At 73.2% G+C, this 21617-nt stretch carries 18 protein-coding genes and 2 pseudogenes; 9 read left to right on the top strand and 11 right to left on the bottom strand.

Annotated features, from left to right (window positions below):
• Together ACWF9Z_RS30280 and ACWF9Z_RS30275 are read right to left on the bottom strand one after the other, a co-directional pair.
• On the bottom strand, nucleotides 1–386 hold a 386-nt coding region (locus ACWF9Z_RS30280; protein ID WP_453607283.1), incomplete at its 3' end, for a lamin tail domain-containing protein.
• 413 nt (nucleotides 387–799) lie between these two features.
• Nucleotides 800–1966 carry an FAD-dependent monooxygenase gene (locus tag ACWF9Z_RS30275; protein WP_453607280.1) on the bottom strand — a complete coding sequence of 389 codons (1167 nt, stop codon included), beginning with the start codon at nucleotides 1964–1966 and terminating at the stop codon, nucleotides 800–802.
• Between the two features lie 79 nt (nucleotides 1967–2045).
• On the opposite strand from ACWF9Z_RS30275, the gene ACWF9Z_RS30270 reads away from it, so the two are divergent.
• Entirely contained in the window at nucleotides 2046–2657 is a 612-nt protein-coding gene (locus tag ACWF9Z_RS30270; RefSeq protein ID WP_453607277.1) for a TetR/AcrR family transcriptional regulator, read from the top strand.
• 109 nt (nucleotides 2658–2766) lie between these two features.
• Here the strand turns inward: ACWF9Z_RS30270 and ACWF9Z_RS30265 are convergent, their stop codons facing one another.
• Both ACWF9Z_RS30265 and ACWF9Z_RS30260 read right to left on the bottom strand, forming a co-directional pair.
• On the bottom strand, nucleotides 2767–3057 hold the full coding sequence (locus tag ACWF9Z_RS30265) for a DJ-1/PfpI family protein (RefSeq protein ID WP_453607275.1): 291 nt from the start codon (nucleotides 3055–3057) through the stop codon (nucleotides 2767–2769).
• Between the two features lie 172 nt (nucleotides 3058–3229).
• A complete protein-coding gene (locus ACWF9Z_RS30260) occupies nucleotides 3230–4324 on the bottom strand; it encodes a carboxylate-amine ligase (RefSeq protein WP_453607273.1) in 1095 nt (364 codons plus the stop codon).
• A 392-nt stretch (nucleotides 4325–4716) separates the two neighbouring features.
• Between ACWF9Z_RS30260 and ACWF9Z_RS30255 the strand changes: the two genes are divergently transcribed.
• The gene (locus ACWF9Z_RS30255) at nucleotides 4717–5148 is read left to right on the top strand and encodes an ATP-binding protein (protein ID WP_453607271.1); all 432 of its coding nucleotides are present in this window, start codon (nucleotides 4717–4719) and stop codon (nucleotides 5146–5148) included.
• A gap of 185 nt (nucleotides 5149–5333) precedes the next feature.
• Nucleotides 5334–5609, top strand: a complete 276-nt coding sequence (locus ACWF9Z_RS30250) for a hemerythrin domain-containing protein (RefSeq protein ID WP_453607268.1) — start codon at nucleotides 5334–5336, stop codon at nucleotides 5607–5609.
• A 184-nt stretch (nucleotides 5610–5793) separates the two neighbouring features.
• Here ACWF9Z_RS30250 and ACWF9Z_RS30245 read toward each other — a convergent pair whose 3' ends face one another.
• Nucleotides 5794–6207 carry an SsgA family sporulation/cell division regulator gene (locus ACWF9Z_RS30245; RefSeq protein ID WP_453607265.1) on the bottom strand — a complete coding sequence of 138 codons (414 nt, stop codon included), beginning with the start codon at nucleotides 6205–6207 and terminating at the stop codon, nucleotides 5794–5796.
• Between the two features lie 226 nt (nucleotides 6208–6433).
• Nucleotides 6434–6841, bottom strand: a complete 408-nt coding sequence (locus ACWF9Z_RS30240) for a PPOX class F420-dependent oxidoreductase (RefSeq protein ID WP_453607262.1) — start codon at nucleotides 6839–6841, stop codon at nucleotides 6434–6436.
• 489 nt (nucleotides 6842–7330) lie between these two features.
• Here ACWF9Z_RS30240 and ACWF9Z_RS30235 point away from each other — a divergent pair, with 489 nt between their 5' ends.
• Entirely contained in the window at nucleotides 7331–7576 is a 246-nt protein-coding gene (locus ACWF9Z_RS30235) for a hypothetical protein (protein ID WP_453607260.1), read from the top strand.
• A gap of 150 nt (nucleotides 7577–7726) precedes the next feature.
• Here the strand turns inward: ACWF9Z_RS30235 and ACWF9Z_RS30230 are convergent, their stop codons facing one another.
• The 3 genes from ACWF9Z_RS30230 to ACWF9Z_RS30220 form a co-directional block, all read right to left on the bottom strand.
• Nucleotides 7727–8731, bottom strand: coding sequence for a glycoside hydrolase family 26 protein (locus ACWF9Z_RS30230; protein WP_453607259.1), 1005 nt, complete (start codon nucleotides 8729–8731; stop codon nucleotides 7727–7729).
• Nucleotides 8732–8881: 150 nt separating this feature from the next.
• Complete coding sequence (locus tag ACWF9Z_RS30225) at nucleotides 8882–9526, bottom strand: DUF6461 domain-containing protein (RefSeq protein ID WP_453607256.1); 645 nt, start codon at nucleotides 9524–9526, stop codon at nucleotides 8882–8884.
• Nucleotides 9527–9655: 129 nt separating this feature from the next.
• Entirely contained in the window at nucleotides 9656–10819 is a 1164-nt protein-coding gene (locus ACWF9Z_RS30220; RefSeq protein ID WP_453607253.1) for a PP2C family protein-serine/threonine phosphatase, read from the bottom strand.
• 180 nt (nucleotides 10820–10999) lie between these two features.
• Between ACWF9Z_RS30220 and ACWF9Z_RS30215 the strand changes: the two genes are divergently transcribed.
• From ACWF9Z_RS30215 to ACWF9Z_RS30195, 5 genes and pseudogenes are all read left to right on the top strand, one after another.
• Entirely contained in the window at nucleotides 11000–11941 is a 942-nt protein-coding gene (locus ACWF9Z_RS30215) for a cyclase family protein (protein WP_453607250.1), read from the top strand.
• Nucleotides 11942–12061: 120 nt separating this feature from the next.
• On the top strand, nucleotides 12062–14830 hold the full coding sequence (locus tag ACWF9Z_RS30210; protein WP_453607294.1) for a SpoIIE family protein phosphatase: 2769 nt from the start codon (nucleotides 12062–12064) through the stop codon (nucleotides 14828–14830).
• Nucleotides 14831–14928: 98 nt separating this feature from the next.
• Entirely contained in the window at nucleotides 14929–16494 is a 1566-nt protein-coding gene (locus ACWF9Z_RS30205; RefSeq protein WP_453607247.1) for a sugar ABC transporter ATP-binding protein, read from the top strand.
• Nucleotides 16439–17525: pseudogene (locus tag ACWF9Z_RS30200) on the top strand (ABC transporter permease); the annotation flags it as partial. The gene ACWF9Z_RS30205 and the pseudogene ACWF9Z_RS30200, both read left to right, overlap by 56 nt.
• 41 nt (nucleotides 17526–17566) lie before the next feature.
• On the top strand, nucleotides 17567–18709 hold the full coding sequence (locus tag ACWF9Z_RS30195; protein WP_453607244.1) for a substrate-binding domain-containing protein: 1143 nt from the start codon (nucleotides 17567–17569) through the stop codon (nucleotides 18707–18709).
• Nucleotides 18710–18823: 114 nt separating this feature from the next.
• Here ACWF9Z_RS30195 and ACWF9Z_RS30190 read toward each other — a convergent pair.
• Both ACWF9Z_RS30190 and ACWF9Z_RS30185 read right to left on the bottom strand, forming a co-directional pair.
• Nucleotides 18824–19978, bottom strand: a pseudogene (locus ACWF9Z_RS30190) (lectin); the annotation flags it as partial.
• Entirely contained in the window at nucleotides 19905–21617 is a 1713-nt protein-coding gene (locus ACWF9Z_RS30185) for an acyl-CoA dehydrogenase family protein (RefSeq protein ID WP_453607241.1), read from the bottom strand. The gene ACWF9Z_RS30185 and the pseudogene ACWF9Z_RS30190, both read right to left, overlap by 74 nt.

The following is a 21617-nucleotide window of genomic DNA, read 5'->3' as shown; positions in this document are numbered from 1 at the left end:
TCGTCCCAGATCTGGTGGCGGCGGTCCTGGTAGACGTCGCGGTGGGTGTCACGGCCCTGGCCGGTGTGGACCTTGACGCTGGAACGGCCGTCCAGACGGAGGTTGTTGAAGCGGTAGCGGTTGCCCTGCTTGTCGGTGAGGGTGTAGCCGCGCAGGTCCACGCTGCGACGGCCGGTGTTCTTCACCTCGACCCATTCGCCGTTCAGGGCGCGGTTGTCACGCCCGCGGCCGGCGTTCTCGACATCACCGATGACGATGGAGGAGTGACCGCCCCGGTTGTCACGCCGGTGGTCGTCGGCGGCGGCCGGCACCGCCGCGGCGCCGATCAGGGCGCCGACGGCCAGGAGACCGGCGAGGGTGCGGCGAGTGGCGAGAGAAGCAGACATACAGATGACCCCTTCAACAGACAGCCCGGCCAGGCCTGGTGCAGACCGGGCGGGCTTCGAACAGTTCCCGGCGTCCTGCCGAGGAGCCACACTCTGGCCCCAACTCCTGCCCGAAAGCAACGAAGACGGGCCGTGTTGCCCAATACGGATATATCCGTAACCCTCCGTTGTAGGGGGCATGCGTCAAGCCCGCGTTGACCCGCGGGTACCCCACGGACGACCCGCACCCAGGAAGCCCAACGGCCGCGGTGCCCCCGCCTCGCCGACGCCCCGAGCCCTTCCGGCTTCCCACCCCTGCGCCGAACGGGTTCAAAGCCATGTAACGGACGCTCGCGCCACTTCTTGGAACACATGTGCGCCCAGGGCTCTGGCGTACGGATACCGCCGCCCGACCCGACACCTTCGAGCCGCCCTTACGGACGGGCCGGGAGGGTGAACCCTCCGAAGAGGTCGTCCAGGGCGCGCCGGGCGGCACGGGCGGGGGTCGCGCGGAGGGCTAGGTCCCGGGCGGCGACGGCCAGGGGGTGGGAGAGGGCCGCGACGCGGCCCGCGCGGCGGGCGCGGACCCGGAGGGCGTCGGTGCGGGCCAGACGCGCCCGGGTGTACGCGGCCAGGGCGGCGGGCACACCGGACCGATCCGTCCGCTCCAGGAGGTGGGCCAGGATCACGGCGTCCTCGATGGCCTGGCAGCCGCCCTGCCCGAGGTTGGGGGTCATGGCGTGCGCGGCGTCGCCGATCCAGGCGATGCGGCCGTCGTGGAGGCGCGGGAGCGGGGCGGCCAGGTCGTACAGGTCATGCTGGAGCACGGCCGCCGGGTCGATCCGCTCCAAGAGGGCGGGGATCGGGTCGTGCCAGGTGCCGTAGCGGCGCAGGAGTTCGGCGCGGACGTCGGCGGGCCGGTACCCCTCGGGGACGACGGCGGTGGCGTAGAGGTAGACCCCGCCGTCGGCGAGCGGGACCGTCCCGAAGCGCTCGCCACGCCCCCAGGTCTCGCAGGCTTCGGCCGCCGTACCGCTCGGCAGCACGGTGCGCCAAGCGGTCTCCCCGCTGTGGTGCAGGCCCGGGTGGTCCGGGAAGTGCCGGCGGCGCAGGGCGCTGTGGATGCCGTCGGCGGCGATGACGGCATCGGCCGTGAGATCGCCGGCGGCGGTACGGACCACCGCGCGCCCGCCGGCCTCCTCGACCGCGGTGACGGCACTCCCGTACACGAGCACGCCCTCGGGCAGCGCGGCGGCCAAGGAGGCGGCGAGGGTCGAGCGGTGCAGGGCGAGCGGCGGCCGCCCGTAGCGGGCCGCCATCGTGACGGTGTCCGCGCGGTTGAGCCGTCGGCCGTCCGGGCGGCGCAGGCCGCCCATGGCCGTTTGGACGGCGCCGCTCGCCGCGTCGGCGAGGTCGAAGCCGATGGCGTCCAGGGCGTGCAGGGCATTGGGGGCGAGGACGATGCCCGCCCCGAGGACGGCCGGGCCGGCCGCCCGCTCGCACACCGTCACCCGCCAGCCCCGGCAGTGGAGGGCCAGGGCGGCGGTGAGCCCACCGATCCCCGCACCCGCTACGACCGCATGACGCGCACGCTCCGACATGTCACGCCTTCCCTCTCGCCCCACGACCTCTACATCTGTAGAGGCCTCGCGGCACACTCTACAGCTGTAGAGTGTGCGCATGTCCAGCCCCCAGCCGCCCCCTGCTGCCCCTGCCGCCCCTGACCGCAGAACGCTGATCGCGGACACGGCGATCGGCCTCGTGGCCGCCGTCGGCTTGCGGGGACTCACCCACCGCGCGGTCGACGGCGCGGCGGGGCTGCCTGCGGGAAGCACCTCGTACTACTTCCGCACGCGGACGGCGCTGATCGGCGCCTGCTACCGCAGACTGGCCGAGCTGGACCTCGAGGACCTCGGCGAGGCCCCGGCGCCGGCCTCCGACCGCGATGCGGTGGCAGGGGCGCTCGGCGCCCTGCTGTACCGGTGGCTGACCGTCGGCCGGGCGCGCCAGCTCGCGCGTTTCGAGCTGAGCCTGGAGGCCGCGCGGAACCCGGAACTGGAGGCAGCGCTGCATGGGGCGGGCCTCGGGGCACGGGCCCGCGCGGCCGCCATCCTCGCGGGCCTCGGCGCGGAGCGGCCACAGGAGTCCGCCGAGCTGATGGTCGCCTGGACGGACGGCCTCCTCTACGACCGCCTCGCGGGCGCCCTCGCCCGCTCCCGGCCGTCTCCGGACCTGGCCGAACTGACCGCCACGACCCGCCGCATGATCGACGCCGCCTTGGCGGGCGAGTAGGGACGGGGACGGGCCGGAACCGCGACGGGGCCGGGCCGGGGAGCCCTCACGCGGCACTGCTCGTGCTCTTACGCGACGACGCCGGACGCCCGTCCATCACGTCCGTCCATCACGTCCGGCCGGCCCGGTGGCCGGGCTCCCCCGGCCACCGCGTGGGCGGCAGGCTGCGGGACGTCCAGCCGGGCGACACCATCCGGCCCGAAGGGCCGTGCTCGCTCTTCCGGACCGACGCGGCGCGGCCCACGTCGCTGCCGAACCGGTCACCACCGGCCTGGGTGTCCGTGCGCGGACTCGGCCAGGACGTCAGGGTGCGACCGCGCAGGACGTCGGTCTCTGCCGGCGTCCACGGGGCGTGACGGATCGCCGCCGCGGGCTCGCCCTGGTCGAAGGTGCCGCGCACCAGGGCGACCGCTGCCGTGTGCAGCCCGCGGTGCGTGCGTCCGGATGGGCCATCCCACCTGGCAGGACCAAGGCGTCGAAGTCCTGCGGCAGCGGCCTCTTCCACGGTCAGGCGGACCCGGCACCGCCCGGACCCGGCGCCGCCCGGGCCCAGGCAGGCCGTTCGCCGCACCTCAGTCGGACGCGGTGGCACCGGTCAGCAGGTCGATCAGCCCCGGTAGCCCGGCCTCGGCCAGAGCACGGCGCTGACGGTCAGCGGGGGTACCCACCTGGAGGAGCCGGTGGACGAGGGCACTCACTCCCCGCAGATCACCGGCTTCCTCCAGCGCGGGCGTGATGTGCCGCAGGAGCGCGGACAGCACGTCACCGCTGCTCTCCGGGAGCCCGGCCGGATTCACCAGGGTCCCGTTCAGCCCGTGCCGGGCCGCGTGCCACGTCGCGGCCTGCACCAGCTCCGGCGGGCTCGCGGCCGGCGGTGCTCCCGCCTTCTCCTCCGCGATCGCGGTGGCGACCAGCGCGCGGACGATGCCGGCCAGCATGACGGCGTCGTCGGCCCGGAGCTGGACGTCCAGACAGCGCACCTCGAGGGTGGGGTAGCGGTCGGACAGCCGGGCATGCCAGTACACCTGCCCGCGGTCGGCGATCACCCCGGACTCCAGCAGGCCCTGCAGACGCCGCTCGTAGTCGGCGAGCCCGTCGAAGACCGGCGGCGGACCGCTCACCGGCCAGCGGCCGAAGACGATGGTGCGCCAGCTGGCGAACCCGGTGTCCCGACCGTCCCACAGCGGCGAGTTGGCGGACATGGCCAGCAGCGTCGGCAGCCAGCCGCGGATCCGGTTCAACACCGCGACGCCCGTCTGCGGATCGGGGATCCCGACGTGGACGTGCATCCCGGAGATCAGATGCTCGTCGACCAGTTGCCGGGCCTCCCCCTCCATCCGCCGGTAGCGCGGCGTCGGGGTCACGGGTACGGGCAGGTCCCCGCGCAGCGGCGCGGCGCCCGTGGCGGCGATCCGGCACCCGTTCGTCTCCGCCGCGGAGGCGACGGCGTGACGCAGGCGCAGCAGGTGGCCCCCCACCTCCTCGAGGTTCCAGCACACCGGGGTGGCCACCTCGATCTGGGCCTGCAGCAGCTCGTCCTGGACCTCACCCCGCTCCGCGAAAGGTCCGAGGCCTGCGGTCCGGCGCACGTCCTCCACGGCCGGTGTGGGTACGGCCGTGGCCGGGTCCACCAGCACATACTCTTCTTCCACGCCTACGGTGATCACGTCGTGCGACTACCCGGCCATCCCATGATCATCCCAGGCGGCGACGGGAACCGCCGGAGGTGGGGAAATCCGGCGCCGCAGGACCCGGGAGACCCGGGAGCCCGCTCTGTGTCCCGGTCAGCCTGTGCGCCGGTACGGGTTCGCTGCGGCAGGTCGGGCGAGATCTTCGAACCGCTCTCCGCGGACGGTGACGTCATGGGTGCTGGATGCGTGCGCAGGGGATGCGGTCATGCCCACCGCCTGCCCCGTCCGCTCCCTCCCGGACACGGTGACGGCGCGGTGCGGTGCGGTGCCAGCGTCCTCGCGAACCTCGTATGGGGGCCCGAACCCCGGGTGGCGGCGCGGACTGCGGGTAGGCGCGGAGATGACGCACGTTCAACAACACTGATGGGGTGAGGACATTGGCGGTCAAGGCAGTGGGCTGGGCGCGCTCGTTCCCGATCGCGGAGGGCGTGCGGGCGGCGCGGCAGTGGACTGCGGGGCATCTGGGGTCACTTCCGTGGAACCGTTCGGCGCCGGACACCGTGCACTCCGTGCTGCTCTGCGTCTCCGAACTCGTCACCAACGCGCACCGCCACGCGCGCGGCACCGCCAACCTGGTCCTGACCTGGGACGGCCGCTGCCTCCACGTGAGCGTCTCCGATGCCGATCCGCGCCTGCCCGGCCCGCGCGCACCCGATGCCGACGAGAACGCCGTGTCAGGTCGTGGGCTGGGGATCGTCGACACGCTCGCCGATTCGCTCGACATCCACGCCTGCCACGGCGGCAAGGCGATCACCGCCTGCTTCCGGCCGGCGGGCGGGCCGGACCCGCACGCCGGATGACGGGTGCGCGGCGGGGACGCGGACCACACGGGGGCGGCCAACTCCTGCTCCCCGCACGGCGGGACGGCGGGACGGCGGGACGGCGGGACGGCGGGACGGCGGGACGGCGGGACGGCGGGACGGCGGGACGGCGGGACGGCGGGACGGCGGCGGCCGTTCGGCGGGGCGCGGCGTGGAGGAGGGTCATGGACGGGATCGTGCTGCTCAAGGAAGACCACAAGACGGTGGAGAAGCTGTTCAAGTGGTTCGAGAAGGCCGGTGACCGCGCGTATGCCGAGAAACGGAAGATCGCGGACGAGGTGATCGAGGAAGCTCACCACCCACACCTGGAGAAGGGGTGGTTCCCCGACGTCCGCACGGCCATGGGCCGCAAACGCCACACCGAAATCGGCGACCAGAAGGAAGCGGCCAAGGAGAGGGCCCCGGGTGATCCCCTGGCCGTCCCCAGCGCGGACACGTAGACGCCGGACGGCAGGCTCCGCGGCATGGGCGGCCCGATCGGCCAGGGCCGTCAGGGCCTTCGGGGCCGTCAGGGCAAGCAGGGCTCGCAGGGCCTTCGGGGCAGGCCGCGAGGATGTCCCGGTCGCGCAGGGGTACGGCCGGTACCGACCCGCCGGCCCCTTTCCCCCCTCCGGGAGGCTTCGCTCATCCGCTGGCGAGGAGCTCGTCCAGGAGCGTGTCGAGATCGAGGAACTCCTCCCCGACGCCGATGACGGCGTACGTCTGCTCCAGGAAGCACCTGAGTACGCTGGTATCCACGAACAGCGCGGCCTCTCCCTCCGGCTCCGCGCCCGGGCCGCGCAGGTCGATCCGGAGCTCGTCGGCGCCCGCGTCCTCGTAAGGGCTGAAACGGACGTCGCCCTCCCCCACCGGACGCCGGATTCCCTCGGCGAGCATCTGCCGGTCGAAGTGCCAGCGGGCCAGGACGTCGGGACCGTCGAAGAACTCCGCCTGGACCGCGTACGGGTCCTCGCCGTCATAGGAGAGGCGGGCGAGAAGGAGCACATGATCCGTCGCCGCTTCGAGGCGGACGACGATCAGAGCAGACACGCAGGACATCGATAGGCCTCCTGGATGGGCGCTGCACGGCTCCACGCGTCTGCCCTGCTTCGTCCCTCCCACACTGGACCGTTCGAGCGAAGCTCAGGAGGAGCGGAGCCCGAGGCCCCGAGGCCCCGAGGCCCGGGCGGCGGGTCCGGCGGGCGTCCCGCCGCACCGCGGGTCCCCGGCCGCCCGGCGGCGGCCCCCGCCACGACGACGAGGGGGCGGGGACCGGGAGGCGGGATCAGATCGATCCGACGACCTTGCGCGGGGTGATGCGGACGACGACGCGTTCCGCGTCGTCCTTCGACGCCGGGTTGAAGTCCGCGTAGTCCTTGCCCGTGTACTTCCGCGACAGTGCGTCGATCAGCTCCTGTCCGCCCTCCTGGGTCAGCGCGGCCGAACCGCGGACCTCGGCGTAGGTGTAGGGGGCGTTGTGGGGATTGATCATGACCGTGACCCGCGGGTCGGCGCGCAGGTTCTTCTCCTTGCGGCGGCCGATGGTCGTGGAGACCAGCAGGTCGTCACCGTCCCGCGTGAGCCAGGTGACGGTCAGCTGTGGGCTGCCGTCCGGCTGGATCGTGGCCACGGTCGCGAAGACCGGGCTGTCGTCGATGAGCTTCTTCAGGTCTTCGGAAAGTTCGGCGGACACGGAGCGGGTTCCTTCCCTCGGCTGACTGCTGTCCCGGGGCCGACTGCCGTCGGTGGAGATCAGCAACGGACAGCCTGCAAAACACGTCTGCCCCGGGCAAGTCCCGGCATGCCCGTGGCGCGCCGCGCGTCCCGGGACCGGACGCCCCCGATCCCCGGACGCGGACAGGCCCGCCCCACCCGGCCCGTCGGACGGGGTCTTCGGACAGTCCACCCGTCCGGCCCAGCCGCACGCCGTCCCGCGCGGCGCCGAGCCGCCATCGGCCTCGCGAGCCTCCCTCGGCCTTGCCCCGGGAGCGGTCCGGACGGACGTCTCGACGGACGTCTCGACGGGCGCTGCGAAGGGCGCCGCGAAGGGCCCCAAAGGGTGTCGAAACGATACTGCAGTGGCGTTGGAGTGAACGCCCGTTCCCGGGGGTTCCGTCCGGCCGTTGAACGGGGCGACGCACCCATCCACCGGCGCGTCGTTCCGTAGATCCTTAGGGGAATCATGCGTATTCGTTCTGCAGTGACCGCCTCCGTCCTCGCCGCCGGCATCCTGCTGGGCGGGGCCGGCGCCGCCCTGGCCAACGACGGTGTCGACATCGACTACTTCTCGGGCGGCCACAAGGCCTTCTCGTCCAACTGCTCCTCCGCGGCCGCCATCCCGGCGCAGTTCGGCCCGGTCTACACCTCGGCGTGTGCGAAGGACGGCGAGTCGGAGTGGGTCAAGGGCGCGCACCTCGGCGCCAGCTGAGCACGTCCGGTTGAGGCCGGCGCCGCGGGAGCGGACGGACAGCTGCGTCCGTCGCCCCCGCGGCGTTCGCGCGTGCGGACCGCCACCGGACGCGGCGCCGGGGCTCTCGTCGCGGTTCCGGGTCGCCCGTACCGTCGGCGGCAGGACGGCTCAGTTCCGGCCGCCGTCCGGATGGATCGACAGGGACTCCCGGAACACCCGTGTGGAGCGCGGGTTCTGGCCGCACTGCCACACGCCGTGCGGGCAGTAGTCGGTGATGCTGTGGTAGAGCGGCCTGTGCTCGCCGATCCATGCCAGCATCTGCCGCATGTACTCGGGGTTGTCGCCGTTGCGGAACAGTCCCCACTCGGGGTACGAGATCGCCTTGCCGTGCGCCCTCGCGAAGTCGACCTGCTGCTGGAGTCCGTACGGCTGGGTGACCTGCTCGTCGAAGGTGTGGCCGGGAGGCTGGTCGTAGGAGTCCATGCCCACGATGTCGACCACGTCGTCACCGGGGTAGCACCTGGTCCAGGCGATCGCGTCACCACCGCGGTTGGGGGCGAAGTCGAAACGGAACCGCTGTCCCGGCACGGAGCGCATGGCAGCCACGATGCGCCGCCAGTACCTCTTCCAGTTCTCGGGGTCGGGCCGGCACCGGTGGCTGTAGTTGAAGCCGTTCATCTCCCAGCCGAGCACGATCACCGTGTCCGGCACCCCGAGTCCGACCAGCCGCTTGCCCAGCCGCCGGAAGTGGTGGTCGTACGCGCCGCGCGCGCCGGTGCGGATCAGCTCGGCGACCCGGCCGTCGGGGAAGCCGGCCTCGTTGCGCTCCAGCATGGGTACGTTCAGGACGAAGAGGCGATCGGCCTTCGCCCTGCGCCACCGTGCCCAGCTGCGCAGGGAGTCGGGCGCCCCCTCGATGTTCGTCCAGGTGTCGCCGGGCAGGTAGGTGTGCCCGGCGCGCAGGTCGGTGCCCCCGAGCCAGCGCGAGAGCCCCTGCATCCTCTCGACGCCGGGCGAGCCGTAGTGGAGATAGGCGCCCACCGCGACCTCGGTCCCGGCGCTCCTGTCCGGGCCCTCTCGCGACGGCGTGGCGGGGGCGCCCCCTGTGACGAGCAGGCCGGCGGCGACCGCGCTCACACAGGCGCCCGCGATCCAGCGGTTTCGATGGGACATGCCGTCTCCACACGCTTGGCGAACCGATGTGTCTGGCAGCGACGATAGGCATCTCTTCCGACGTACTGCCTGTCCGGTCCGCCGATGCTGGGCCATTCGCGCCGGGCGACCGCCCTCGCCTGGCCCGGCCGGGTGAACCGGTCCACGGACTCAGGCGGGTGTCAGCATGACGGCCGGCAGAGTGCCGTTCACGATCAGCTCCCTCGGCAACGAGAGCCCGAAGAACCCTTCCACGACGCCCAGCGCGATGCGATGCGCTTCCCCGCGCCCCCGCTCCGGGTCCGGCAGCCCCGCGGCGGTCAGCAGATCCTGCAGGCGGGCAGCCGTCGCGGGGTCGCCCTCGACCCCCTGGTAGCCCCACGAGGCGTCCAGGTGCAGATTGCAGGCGCTCAGGACGCGGCCGTCGCGGAAGTACGCGAACTGCGGCGGGACCGGCTTGCCGTTCTCCTCCTCGTACTCCAGCAGGCAGACGTCCGCGCCGTCGCGCGATATCGGGGCCAGCGTGTCGAACTCGCCCTGCCAGCCTCCGTAGGCGACCGCGTACGTCCACTCCCCGGTGCGGCCGAGGCGCAGGCCGATGCCGTCGAGGGGGTCGCCGTAGGTGTCGTCCATGAGCTCCAGCAGGGAGTCCGCGGTGTGCTCCCCGACCTCCTCCGCGACATGGTCCCCGCCGTACACGCTCGCGGCGAGGCGGTCGGCGAGTGCCTCCGGCGAGAGACCGCGGGCGAGCACCACGTGGTACCCCCCGAAGGCGACGGACTGGGGGGCGGCGAGCCAGGTCGTTCCGTTCGTCATGACGCCATCCTGCCCGGCCCCTCTGACAACGAGGGCGGCACGGCGGGACGGGACAGGGCGGGGCAGGACTGGCAGAACAGCGCGGGACAGAGAAGGGCACGGCACGCCCCGGCCCGGCCCGGCGAGGGCTCAGCTCTGCCCGGCGCCCGCCTCGTCCTCGAGCCGGTCCACGAGGATGATCGCCACGTCGTCCGCCAGACGGCCCTGCGTGTGGCGGAGCAGGGCCTGGCGCAGGCCCTCCAGGAACGCCGGCCCGCTGTGGCCGCCCATCGTCTTCAGGGCCGTGGGCAGGTCGAAGAAGGTGTTGTCGCCGTCGCGGGCCTCGATGACCCCGTCCGTGTGCAGCAGCAGCCGGTCCCCCGGTGCGAACGGGTATCGGTCCGTCCGCCCGGGAGGACCGATGATGAACTCCTCGAGGCCGAGCGGCGGCAGCGGGCTCTCGGGCATCAGGGTCCGTACCGTGCCGTCGCACAGCAGCAGCGGCGGCGGATGGCCCCGGTTGATCACCTCCACGTCCGGGCCCCCCGGGATCTGGACCACGAGCGCGGTGACGAAGGCCTCCCGCAGGGCGTCGCCGCCTCCGTCCGCCCCCGCGCCCACGATCGCGGCGTCCCGGCGCAGGGCCTCTCCGCAGTGGCTGATGACCTCCACCAGGTCGTCCTCGTAGTGGACGGCCTCCCGGAAGGCGCCGAGCACGACCGCGGCGGCGCGTACGGCGGGCAGCCCCTTGCCCCGGACGTCCCCGATGATCATCCGGACCCCGTACCGCGTCTGGACCGCGTCGTAGAGATCTCCGCCGATCTGCGCGCCGCTCTCGGCCGCCAGGTACATGCTGGCCGCCCGGACGGGGCCCAGCCGGGCCGGTACGGGCCGCAGCAGCACCTCCTGCGCGGCCACGGCGATCCGGCGGAGCTGGTTGAGCTCGCTGTCCCGGCGCACCGCCACGGCGCGGCTCGTGATGAAGCTCGCCACCGACACCAGGAGCAGGGCGAGGAAGTTCGTGTAGACCTGCTGGCCGCCCCAGGCGTGGTTGTGGGTGGCGGTGATCACGCTCACGCCGACGGCCACGCCCGCCGCCGCGAGGGTGCCCATGGGCCCCATGGTCACCGCCGCCAGAGCCGGGGTCGCGACCAGCATGGGGCCGGTGTACACGACGTGCGCGGGCGTGAGCTCGATGCAGAGCACCAGCAGGGCGATCGCGAAGGGCATGCACTCCGCGAGGGCGAAGAGGACGTGGTGGTGCCCGCCGGCTCCCGGCCCCGGTCCCGGGGGCGAGCGCAAAGGCGCTCTCATGAGTACAGACTGCCTCGCCGGGACGCCGGACCGCCACCCGTCGCCCGTCACCCGCCACCCGTCGCCCGCCCCTCATCGGGTCACCCTTTCCGGGCTCGGGTCAGGCCACTGCCCGAAACCGGGTAGGGATGCGGAAAGACCACGGGCCGCCCTGCCGCCCCTGCGCGTCTGGAGCGCCGCATGCCGCTGAGTACCCGCCCCGCGGAGGTTCCCCGGGTCTCCCGTCAGGAGTTCGACGCCCTCTTCGCCGCCGTCCGGACGTGGGGGCGGTGGGCGCCGGCCGACCGGGGTGCCTGGAACCGGGTCACCCCGGACCACGTACGGCGGGCGGCCGCCCTGGTCCAGGACGGTACGACGGTTCCCCTGGGGTTGCCCTGGAACACCCGGCCCGGACCCGACAACGCCCGGCCCGCCCTGCACTACATGTCGGATCTCGGCGATGTGGAGGCCCCTGAACCGGCGACCCACAAGGACTTCCTCGGCGTCGACTACCACGGCAAGGCCGTCACCCACCTCGACGCGCTGTCCCACGTCGCCTACCGGGGGCAGCTCTACGACGGACACCCGGCCCGCGAGGTCATCGGCGCCGCCGGCGCCCGCTTCGGCTCGGTGGCGGCGCTCGGCCCGCTCGTCACCAAGGGCGTGCTCCTCGACCTGCCCGCCGTCCTCGGAACCGACTGGCTGGAGCCCGGGCAGGCCGTCCGCGCCCGTGACGTCATCGCCGCGGAACGGGCGCTCGGCACCGGGATCGACGAGGGGTGCGCGGTACTGCTGCGCACCGGCCGCTTCCGGCGCCGCCGCGAACTGGGCCCGTGGGACGTCGACGCGGCGAGTGCGGGCTTCCACGTGGACGCGATGCCGCTGCTGGCCGAGCGGGGCATCAGCCTGCTCGGCTCGGACGGGGACAGCGACGTACGGCCCTCCCCGGTCGAGGGCATCCACTCCCCCGTCCACGCCCTCGCCGTCGCCGCCATGGGGGTGCCCCTGCTGGACAACCTGGACCTGGAGCCGCTGTCCACCGCGTGCGCCGCGACGGGACGCTACGCGTTCATGATCGTCGTGACGCCCCTCGACGTCCCCGGCGGGACGGGATCGCCGGTCAATCCGGTTGCGCTCCTGTGAAGCGGGAAATAGCCAGGAATATACTCAAACCGCACCGGTTCGACTTCACCGCGCGGACCGAGGGCCACAGTGATGATCCCGTCACGGCCCAGGGCACACAGCCAAGGGGAAGTGATGCAGATGGGGGTCACGGGAGAGCAGATCGGCCCCGCACGCTCCCGTGAGCGCTTCCTGGTGGGCGATCCGGTCGAGACCGGGGTACGGGGTCCGATCCTGACCTCGTGGCTGCGCTGCCGGCAGCTGGGACTCTCGCCGGACCAGACCGAACTGCCCTACCGCGACGACTTCGACCCGGACAGCCGGCTCGTGCGCGCGGCCGGACCCGTGCTCGACCGGCTCCAGTCCCGGTTCGCCGGCAGCCAGATGAACATCTCGGTCGCCGACGCGAACGGCACGGTACTGCAACGCCGTTTCGGCGAACCCTCCCTGGCCCGGAGCCTGCCCCCCATCCAGAGCGTGCCCGGCTTCGTCTTCGCCGAGCGCTTCGCCGGGACCAACGGCATCGGCCTCGCACTGGCCGAGCGGAACCTGATCCAGGTCTACGGCGCCGAGCACTTCGCCGAACGCTCCCAGCGGAGCGCCTGCTGCGCCGTCCCCATCCGCGACCAGCTCAGCGGCTGCATCGTGGGCGTGCTCTGCTTCGGCTACCCGCACGCCTACGAGCGCGGCTCCCTGGCCGTCCAGGTCCGCCGGGCGGCCGAGACGATCGAGCGGCGGCTCATGGGGCAGAGCTCGGCGCGCGAGCGCGGACTGCTGCGGACGTACCTCGATGCCGAGACGCGCGCACGGACGGCCGGGTCCGACGGGGAGGGTCGCCACACCGGGCCGGCCGTCGCGGCCGAGCTGGACCAGCTGGTCGATCTCGCGCTGGATCCGCACGACCAGACGATCCTCAAGGAGAGGGCGAGCGAGCTCATCGCCGCGTCCCGGCGCGCGGCCGTGGACGTCCTCCTCCCCCACGGCCGGGAGGCCACCTTGCTGAGCCGCCCCGTCACCAGCCGCGCCGGAGTGGCGGGGATAGTCGTCGAGGCCCTGCTCAGCGGCGGCCCGTCACCGGTCCACCACCTGCCCGTCCCGGACCGGTCCGGACCCCTGCCCGCAGGCTCCCCGCCCGGCGGACCGGTGCCCGGCGGACCGCCCGCCGCAGCCGCCGGGCCCGGCCCCGGCACGGTCCGCGGCCTGGTGCTGGTGGGCGAACCGGAGGTCGGGAAGTACGCCGTCGAGGCAAGGCGCCGCCTGGAGCTGCTGGCCGAGGCCAGCAGCCGCATCGGCACCACCCTGGACGTGAGCCGCACCGCCTGGGAACTCGCCGAGACGGCGGTCCCCGCCCTGGCCGACTACGTCACCGTCGACCTGCCCGGAGCCGTGCTGCGCGGCGAGGAGCCCTCCGATCCCGGGACCGACCTGCACCGCACGGTGCTCCACGGGATCCGCGACGACTGCCCCTTCTACCCGGCCGGGCACCCGGTGGAGCTGCACGCGGGAACCCCCCAGATGCGCTGCCTGACCGGCGGGCACGCCGTCCTGGAACCCGATCTGAGGTCCGCGGCCGACTGGATCGCCCAGAGCCCCGCGCGCGCCCGACGGATCTTCGCGCACGGGGTGCACTCCCTCATCGCCGTGCCGCTGCTCGCCCGGGGAGTCCTGCTCGGCATCGCGACCTTCTACCGCTCGCGGGAGCCCGCTCCCTTCGGGGACGACGACAGCCGGCTGGCCCAGGAACTCGCGGCCCGCGCCGCCCTGTGCGTCGACAACGCCCGCCGCTACACCCGGGAGCACACCCTGGCCCTGGCCTTGCAGCGCAGCCTGCTCCCGCGCGGCGTGCCCGAACAGGGCGCCGTCGAGGTCGCCCACCGCTACGTGCCCGCCGAATCCGGCGTGGGGGGCGACTGGTTCGACGTCATCCCCCTGTCCGGGACCCGGGTCGCCCTGCTCGTGGGCGACGTCGTCGGCCACGGCCTGCACGCCGCCGCCACCATGGGGCGCCTGCGGACCGCCGCGAGCAACTTCGCGGAACTGGAACTCGCCCCCGACGAGCTCCTCACGCACCTGGACAACCTCCTGGTGCGCCTGGACCGGGAGGAGGACGACGAGACGGACGCGGGCCGCACCGGCATCGTCGGCGCCACCTGCCTGTACGCCGTCTACGACCCCACCACGCGGCAGTGCACCATGGCCCGGGCCGGCCACCTGCCGCCGGCCCTGGTCCGTCCCGACGGCAGCGTGAGCTTCCCCGACGTGCCGGCCGGGCCCCCGCTGGGGCTGGGCGGTCTGCCCTTCGAGACGGCCGAGGTGGAACTGCCCCCGGGCAGCACCCTCGTCCTCTACACCGACGGGCTCGTCGAGGACCGCCACCGCGACATCGACGTCGTCCTCGGCCGGCTGGGGCAGGCCCTGGCCCGAGCGGACCGCAGTCCCGAGGAGACCTGCGAGGCGGTCATGGAGGCCATGGCGCCCGAGCACCCCACCGACGACATCGCCCTGCTCGTCGCCCGCACCCGTACCGTGGCCGCCGACCGGATCGCGGCCTGGCAGCTGCCGGCCGATCCCGCACGGGTCGGCGACATCCGCGCCTCGGCCACGCGCCGGCTGACCGACTGGGGGCTGGAGGAGGTCGCGTTCGCCGTCGAGCTGATGCTGAGCGAGCTGGTCACCAACGCCATCCGCTACGGCACCGAGCCCATCCAGGTGCGCCTGATCCACGACCGCACCCTGATCTGCGAGGTCTCCGACGGCAGCAGCACCGCCCCGCACCTGCGCCGTGCGGCCACCACGGACGAGGGCGGGCGCGGCCTGTTCCTCGTCGCCCAGCTGGCCCAGGCATGGGGCACCCGCTACACCCCCCACGGCAAGGTCATCTGGGCCGAATGCGCGCTGGACGCCGCCTGAGCACCGTCATGCACGGGTTTGCCCCTTGACTCCCCGTAGCATCCTGCCTGTCCCAGCCTCCCGAGAGGGGGATCCGAGGTCGGCCCCGGAGACGTCCCGTGCACGACGCCCATGACCCTTCCGACCCCTCGACGGGCCGCCCGCCCCCGCGCCCCGGCGCGCAGCCGCTCGTGCGGATGCGCGGTCTCGGCAAGCGGTTCGGCGGTACCGCCGCGCTGACCGCCGTCAGCCTCGACCTCCACCGCGGCAGCGTGCTGGCCCTCCTCGGCCCCAACGGCGCCGGGAAGTCCACCCTCATCAAGGTGCTCGCCGGGGTCCACCGGGCCGACGAGGGCGACGTGACCGTGGCCGGGCACCCGCTCGGGTCCGAGGCCGCCTCCGGGAAGATGTCCTTCATCCACCAGGACCTCGGTCTCGTCCCGTGGATGACGGTCGCCGAGAACATCGCCCTGGGCACGGGCTACCCGAGGCGCCACGGCCTGATCTCCTGGCGGCGCACCCGGGAGCAGTGCGCCGAGGCCCTGGGGATCGTCGCCGGACACCTGGACGCCGACACCCGGATCGCGGATCTCGCGCCGGCCGAACGTTCCCTGGTGGCCATCGCCCGGGCCCTCGCGCGACGGGCCGAACTCTTCGTCCTCGACGAGCCGACGGCCACCCTCCCCGCCGCGGACTGCGCCCGCCTCTTCGACGTCCTGCACACACTGCGCGACCGGGGGCACGCCGTCCTCTACGTCAGCCACCGGATCGACGAGGTGTACCGGGTCGCCGACACGTTCGCCGTCCTGCGCGACGGCCGCCTGATCAGCGGAGGGCCGCTCGCGGACTACGCCCCCGCCCGTCTGGTCCGCGACATCGCGGGCGGCGTACCGGCCCGGCGCGCGGCTGCCGCCGCCGTGCCGGCCGGCCGCACCCCCGTGCTGAGGCTCGACGCCGTGACGACGCCGCGCACCGGGGCCGTGAGCCTGGAGCTGGCCCACGGGGAGATCCTCGGCCTGGTGGGGCTGACCGGCGCCGGACACATGCATCTGGGCCGCGCCCTCGCCGGCGCGCTGCCGCTGCTCGGCGGGCGGGTCCTGCTCGACGGGCGGCCGTACCGCCCGCGCGGCGTGGCCGCCGCTCTCGGCCGGGGAGTCGGACTCGTGGCCGCCAACCGCCAGGAGGAGGGCTGCGCCATGGATCTGACGGTACGGGAGAACCTCCTCGCCAACCCCCGGGCGGCCGGGGTACCGGCCTGGCGCCTGCTCCGTCCACGCGGTGAGCGGCTCGAGGCCGAGGCCCTGATCGAACGGTTCTCGGTACGCCCCCGCGACAGCGAGGTGCCCCTCGCCATCCTGTCCGGCGGCCATCAGCAGAAGGTCGTCCTCGGCCGGGCGCTCCGCGGGCGCCTGCGGCTGCTGATCCTCGAGGAGCCGACCGCCAGCGTGGACGTCGGCGCCAAGGCCGCGATCCACCGGCTGCTCGACGAAGCGGCCGCCGAGGGCCTGGCGGTCCTGCTGGTGTCCAGTGACTTCGAGGAGGTCGCGGACCTCTGCCACCGCGCGCTGGTCTTCGTACGCGGCTCGGTCGCGGCCGAGCCGGCGGGTGCCGGCCTGACGGCCGCCGCGCTCACCCGCGCCGCGTCCGCCATGCCGGCGATCACCGGAAGCACGACGGCCCGGTGACCCGCTGGTCCCCGCGCGGGCACGTCCTCGGGAGCTACGGCCTGCTGGGCCTGACCGTCCTGCTCTTCCTGGTCTTCTCCCTCGCCCTGCCGGACACCTTCCCCACCCGGGACAACGTCTCCTCCATCCTGTCCAACCAGTCGATCCCCGCCCTCCTGGCCCTCGGGGCGACGATCCCCATCACCACCGGCAAGTTCGACCTGTCCATCGGCTACGGGCTGGGGCTGGCGCACGTCCTCGTGATGCGCTTCATCGTGGAGCAGGGGATGCCCTGGCCGCTCGCCTGCCTGATCGTCGTCCTCGGCGGGGCGCTCGTCGGCGTCCTGAACGGCGCCCTCGTCGAATTCGCCCGGATCGACTCCTTCATCGCCACGCTCGGCACCGGCAGCATCATGTACGCCTTCACCGGATGGCTCACCGAGGGCAGCAGGATCGTGCCGGGCCCGGAGGGGCTGCCGCCCTCCTTCACCGGCCTCTACGACGCCCGGTTCCTCGGTCTGCCGCTGCCCGCCTTCTACGTCCTCGGCGCCGTCACCGTCCTGTGGGTGGTGCTGGAACGGCTGCCGTTCGGCCGGTACCTGTACGTCATCGGCTCCAACCCCCGCGCCGCCGGCATCATCGGCATCCCCACCCGCAGGTACTGCGTCTACGCCTTCGCCGGATCGGGCCTGTTCGTGGGGATCGCGGGGGTCCTGCTCGCCGCGCAGCAGCAGACCGGCAACCCGAGCGTCGGCCTCGACTACCTGCTTCCGGCCTTCGTCGGCGCGCTGCTCGGCTCCACCACGGTCAAGCCCGGCCGCGCCAACGCGCTCGGAACGCTCGTGGCCGTCGGTGTGCTCGCCGTCGGGCTCGCCGGAATCGGCCAGCTCGGCGCCCAGTTCTGGGCCACCCCGCTGTTCAACGGCGCCACGCTGCTGCTGGCGGTCGGCCTGGCCGGCTACGCCGCCAGGCGGCGGCTGCGTACGCGCGCCACGGCGGACCGGTACCCGTCCGACCGGCCGCCCTCACGGGCGGACGCCGACCGTCTCTGACCGAGCCCACCCGCCCGCAGCCCACCCCAGCCAGGAGCACCGTGTACCCGAACCGCAGCGGCGTCGTCTCGGCCGCGGCCTGGTGGGCGGCCGTCTCCGCCCTCGTCGCGGGCTGCGCAGGCGGCCCGTCGCAGAGTCCGGCCGCGCCCGCGGGCGCCGGCTGCCCGGCCGTGGCCGCGAAGGCGAAGGAGGCCGTCGGGCAGGCCGAGCGTACCGACCTCTCCTGGACCGGCCCCACCACCGGCCCGGCGGCGGTGCCGGACCGGACCGTCGTCTACGTCGCCCAGACCATGACCAACCCCGGAGTCGCCGGAGTGGCCCAGGGGGTCCGTGAAGCCGCGGCCGCCATCGGCTGGCGGGTCCGGGTGATCGACGGGGACGGGACCCCGGCGGGCATCCAGGCCGCCCTCAGCCAAGCGGTCACCCTCCGCCCCTCCGGCATCGTCATCGGCGGCTTCGATCCACGGCTCACGGCGCAGCAGACGGCCCGGGCGGAGGCCGCGGGGATTCCCCTGATCGGCTGGCACGCGGTCAGTTCCCCCGGACCGAGCACGAACCCCCGGCTCTTCACCAACGTCACCACGAACGTGGAGCAGGTGGCGAGGATCAGCGCGGACTGGGTCATCGCCGGGTCCGACGGAAACGCCGGGGCCGTCGTCTTCACCGACGACTCCATCCCGTTCGCCCGCAACAAGTCCGAACTGATCGAACAGAGGCTGGCCGACTGCCCCGGGGTGAGGCTGCTCGCGACCGAGAACATCCCCATCCCGGACGCCAGTCAGCGCACGCCGCAGCAGGTCTCCTCCCTGGTCTCGCGCTTCGGGGACCGGTGGACCCACTCCGTCGCGATCAACGACCTCTACTTCGCCGACGCCGCCCCGGCGCTGCGCGCCGCCGGGCGCCCCGGAGCGGGGCCGCCCTTCAACATCGGCGCGGGCGATGGCGACCCTTCGGCCTTCCAGCGCATCAACAGCCGCCGGTTCCAGGCCGCCACCGTCCCCGAGCCGCTGTCCCAGCAGGGCTGGCAGATCATCGACGAGTTCAACCGCGCCTTCGCCCACCGGCCCGCCAACGGCTACGTGGCGCCCGTTCACGTGGTGACGGCGCGGAACAGCGGCGGCGCCACGTCCTGGGACCCCCCGGGCTACCGGGAGGCGTACCGGAGGATCTGGCGCGGGGAGTGACACGGGGCCCGCGCGGTCGACGGTCAGCCGTGGCCCGGCAGCCAACGCCTGACGGCCGGCAGTTGACAGCCGGCAGTTGACAGCCGGCAGCGTCCGAACGGGCCCCGGTCACGGTCAGCCGGCCGGGACCGTCCACTTCTGCTGGGCCGCCCCGGTGCAGGTCCACAGCTGCAGGCGCGTTCCGTTGGCGGCGTTGCCTCCCGCGACGTCGAGGCACTTGTTCGCCTGCGGGTTCACGATGTCGCGGGCTCCGGACACCGCCCAGCGCTGGGCTCCGGTCCCGTTGCAGTCGTAGAGCTGGACCGGCGTGCCGTCGGCGGTGCCGCCGCTCGCGACGTCGAGGCACTTGCCGAGTGCCCGTACGGTTCCGTCGGAGCCGAGGGTCCACCGCTGGGCGCCGGTGCCGTTGCAGTCGTAGAGCTGGACCGGGGTGCCGTTGGCCGGGTTCGCCCCGGCCACGTCGACGCACTTGCCGGCGAGCCCGCTGATCTGGCCGGTCCGGCCGCCGGGGGCGCTGTCGGACGAGGAGACGCGGACGTGGTCGACCACCAGCTGCTGCGGGAAGGCCGTGCCGCCGTCGGGGTCGCCGGGCCAGTAGCCGCCGACCGCGAGGTTGAGGATCAGGAAGAACGGCTTGTTGAAGGCCCAGCTGCGCCCGCCCAGATCGGCGGGGGTCCGCCGCTGGTAGACGACGCCGTCGACGGACCAGCTGACGGAATCAGGGGCCCAGTCGACGGCGAAGGTGTGGAAGGCGTCGGCGAAGGCCTGGCCGCCGGGGAGCGAGTAGGCCGCCCCGATGCCCCCGGAGCCGGAGTAGCCCGGCCCGTGGAGGGTGCCGTGGACGGTGGACGGTTCGAAGCCGACGTTCTCCATCACGTCGATCTCACCGGAGTTGGGCCAGCCGACCTGGCCGATGTCGTCGCCGAGCATCCAGAAGGCGGGCCACATGCCCTGGCCGCGCGGCACCTTGAGCCTCGCCTCGACGTGTCCGTACGTCTGGGTGAAACGGCCGGCGGTGTTCAGGCGGGCCGAGGTGTACTCGCAGCGGCCGTACCAGCAGGTGTAGTCGCCCGGGTTCTCGCGGCGGGCGGTGATGACCAGGTGGCCCTGCCCGTCGAGTGCGGCATTGCGGTTGCCCGCCGTGTAGTACTGCCGCTCGTGGTTGCTGACGTTGTCACCGGTCTCGATCTGCCATTTACCGGCGTCGACGGCGGCTCCGGCAGGCCCGTCGAACTCGTCGGAGAAGGTCACGGCCGCGGCCGCCGCGGCGGACGGCGCCGAGCGCCCATTCCTGCTGCACGGCGGTGGCGGAGTCCTTGCCGTGGAGCTCGACCGCGTGCGCGGAGAAGTCGCGCACGAGAGCGCCGAAGAGTTCGTCGAGCACGTCCTCGTCCAGGCCCGACAGGCGCGCCTGCTCCAGGATGAGCTGACCGTGCACGACGAGCGCGAACAGCTGGCCCACGGCCAGGAGGAGGTCGAGGTCGCGGCTCTGCGCCTCGTCCGGGGCGGCCGTGGCGACAAACGCGCAGAGGGCGTCCGCCTGCTCGCGGAAGCGGCTCACGTTCGGCACGGAGGCGTACGCGTCGTAGGCGGTGCGCCAGTCGTGGAACCGTACGGAGCCCAGACCGCGGGCGGGGCCCTGGTGGAAGAGGAAGGCGTCGTCGGCCGCGTCGAGGCGGGTCGGGACGGGCGCGTACTCGGCCGGTTCCAGCAGGTGGTTGCGCATGAACTTGAGGATCAGGGCGAGGTTGACGTGGACCGTGCCCTCCAGCTTCGGCAGCCCGCGGATCTCGACGGCCGCCTGCGCGAAGTAGGTGTCCTTCTCGAAGCCCTTGGCCGCGATGACGTCCCACATCAGGTCGATGACCTTCTCGCCCTCCGTGGTCACCTTCATCTTGGTCATCGGGTTGAACAGCAGGTAGCGGCGGTCGTCGGGGCCGGCGGAGCGGAAGTAGTCGACGGCGCGGTCGCTGAACAGCTTCATTCCGACGAGCCGGACGTAGGCGTCGGTCAGTTCGCGGCGCACGTGCGGGAAGGCGGTGACGGGGCGGCCGTAGAGGATGCGGCCGGTGGCGTGGGTGACCGCCTCGTACATCGCGTGCTCGCAGATGCCGATCGACGCGGTGCAGAGGTTGAACTTGCCGACGTTCACCGTGTTGAGGGCGGCGTCGAAGGCGGCGCGGCCCGTGTGCAGGACGTCCGCGGCGGTGACCGGATAGTCGGTGAGACGGAACTCGCTGACGTACTTGGACGAGTCGACGACGTTCTTCACCAGCCCGTACGCGGGGTGGCGGCTGTCGGCCGCGAAGAACACGTAGCCCTCGGGGCCCTCGACGTCGGTGCGGCGGCCGAAGACGGAGACGAGCGCCGCGGCGTTGCCGTTGCCGATGTAGTACTTGGACCCGGTGGCCCGGAAGCCGCCGTCACCGTCGGGCTCCAGGAGCATGTCGGTCGAGTAGATGTCCGCGCCGTGGGTCTTCTCAGACAGGCCGAACGCGAACACCTCGCCCTCGGAGAGGAGTTCGGCGGCGCGCCCGCGGGCACCGGCGTTGTCGCTCTGCCAGACCGGGCCGAGGCCGAGGACCGTGACCTGCCACGCGTACCAGTAGTCCAGGCCGTAGAAGCCGAAGATCTCGTTGAGTGCGGCGATCCGCGCGGTGTCCCAGCGCTTGTCCGGCTCGTCCTCACCGGCGGCGGAGGCGGGGGTCAGGAAGGTGGCGAACAGCCCTTCCTTCGCGGAGAACGCCAGGAAGTCCGCGAGCCAGGCCCGGGAGCGGTAGTCCTCCAGCAGCTTGCGCTTGCCCCGGTCCTCGAACCAGTCGACGGTGGCGCGCAGCAGCCTGCGGGTCTCGGGGTCGAAGTGCGCGGGGTCGTAGGTGCGCGGGTTGAACAGCAGGGAGTCGCTCAT

Source organism: Streptomyces sp. NPDC054961, assembly GCF_053609145.1.
The sequence above is the reverse complement of the archived record's forward strand: the minus strand, read 5'-3'. Positions and strand labels throughout refer to the sequence as shown.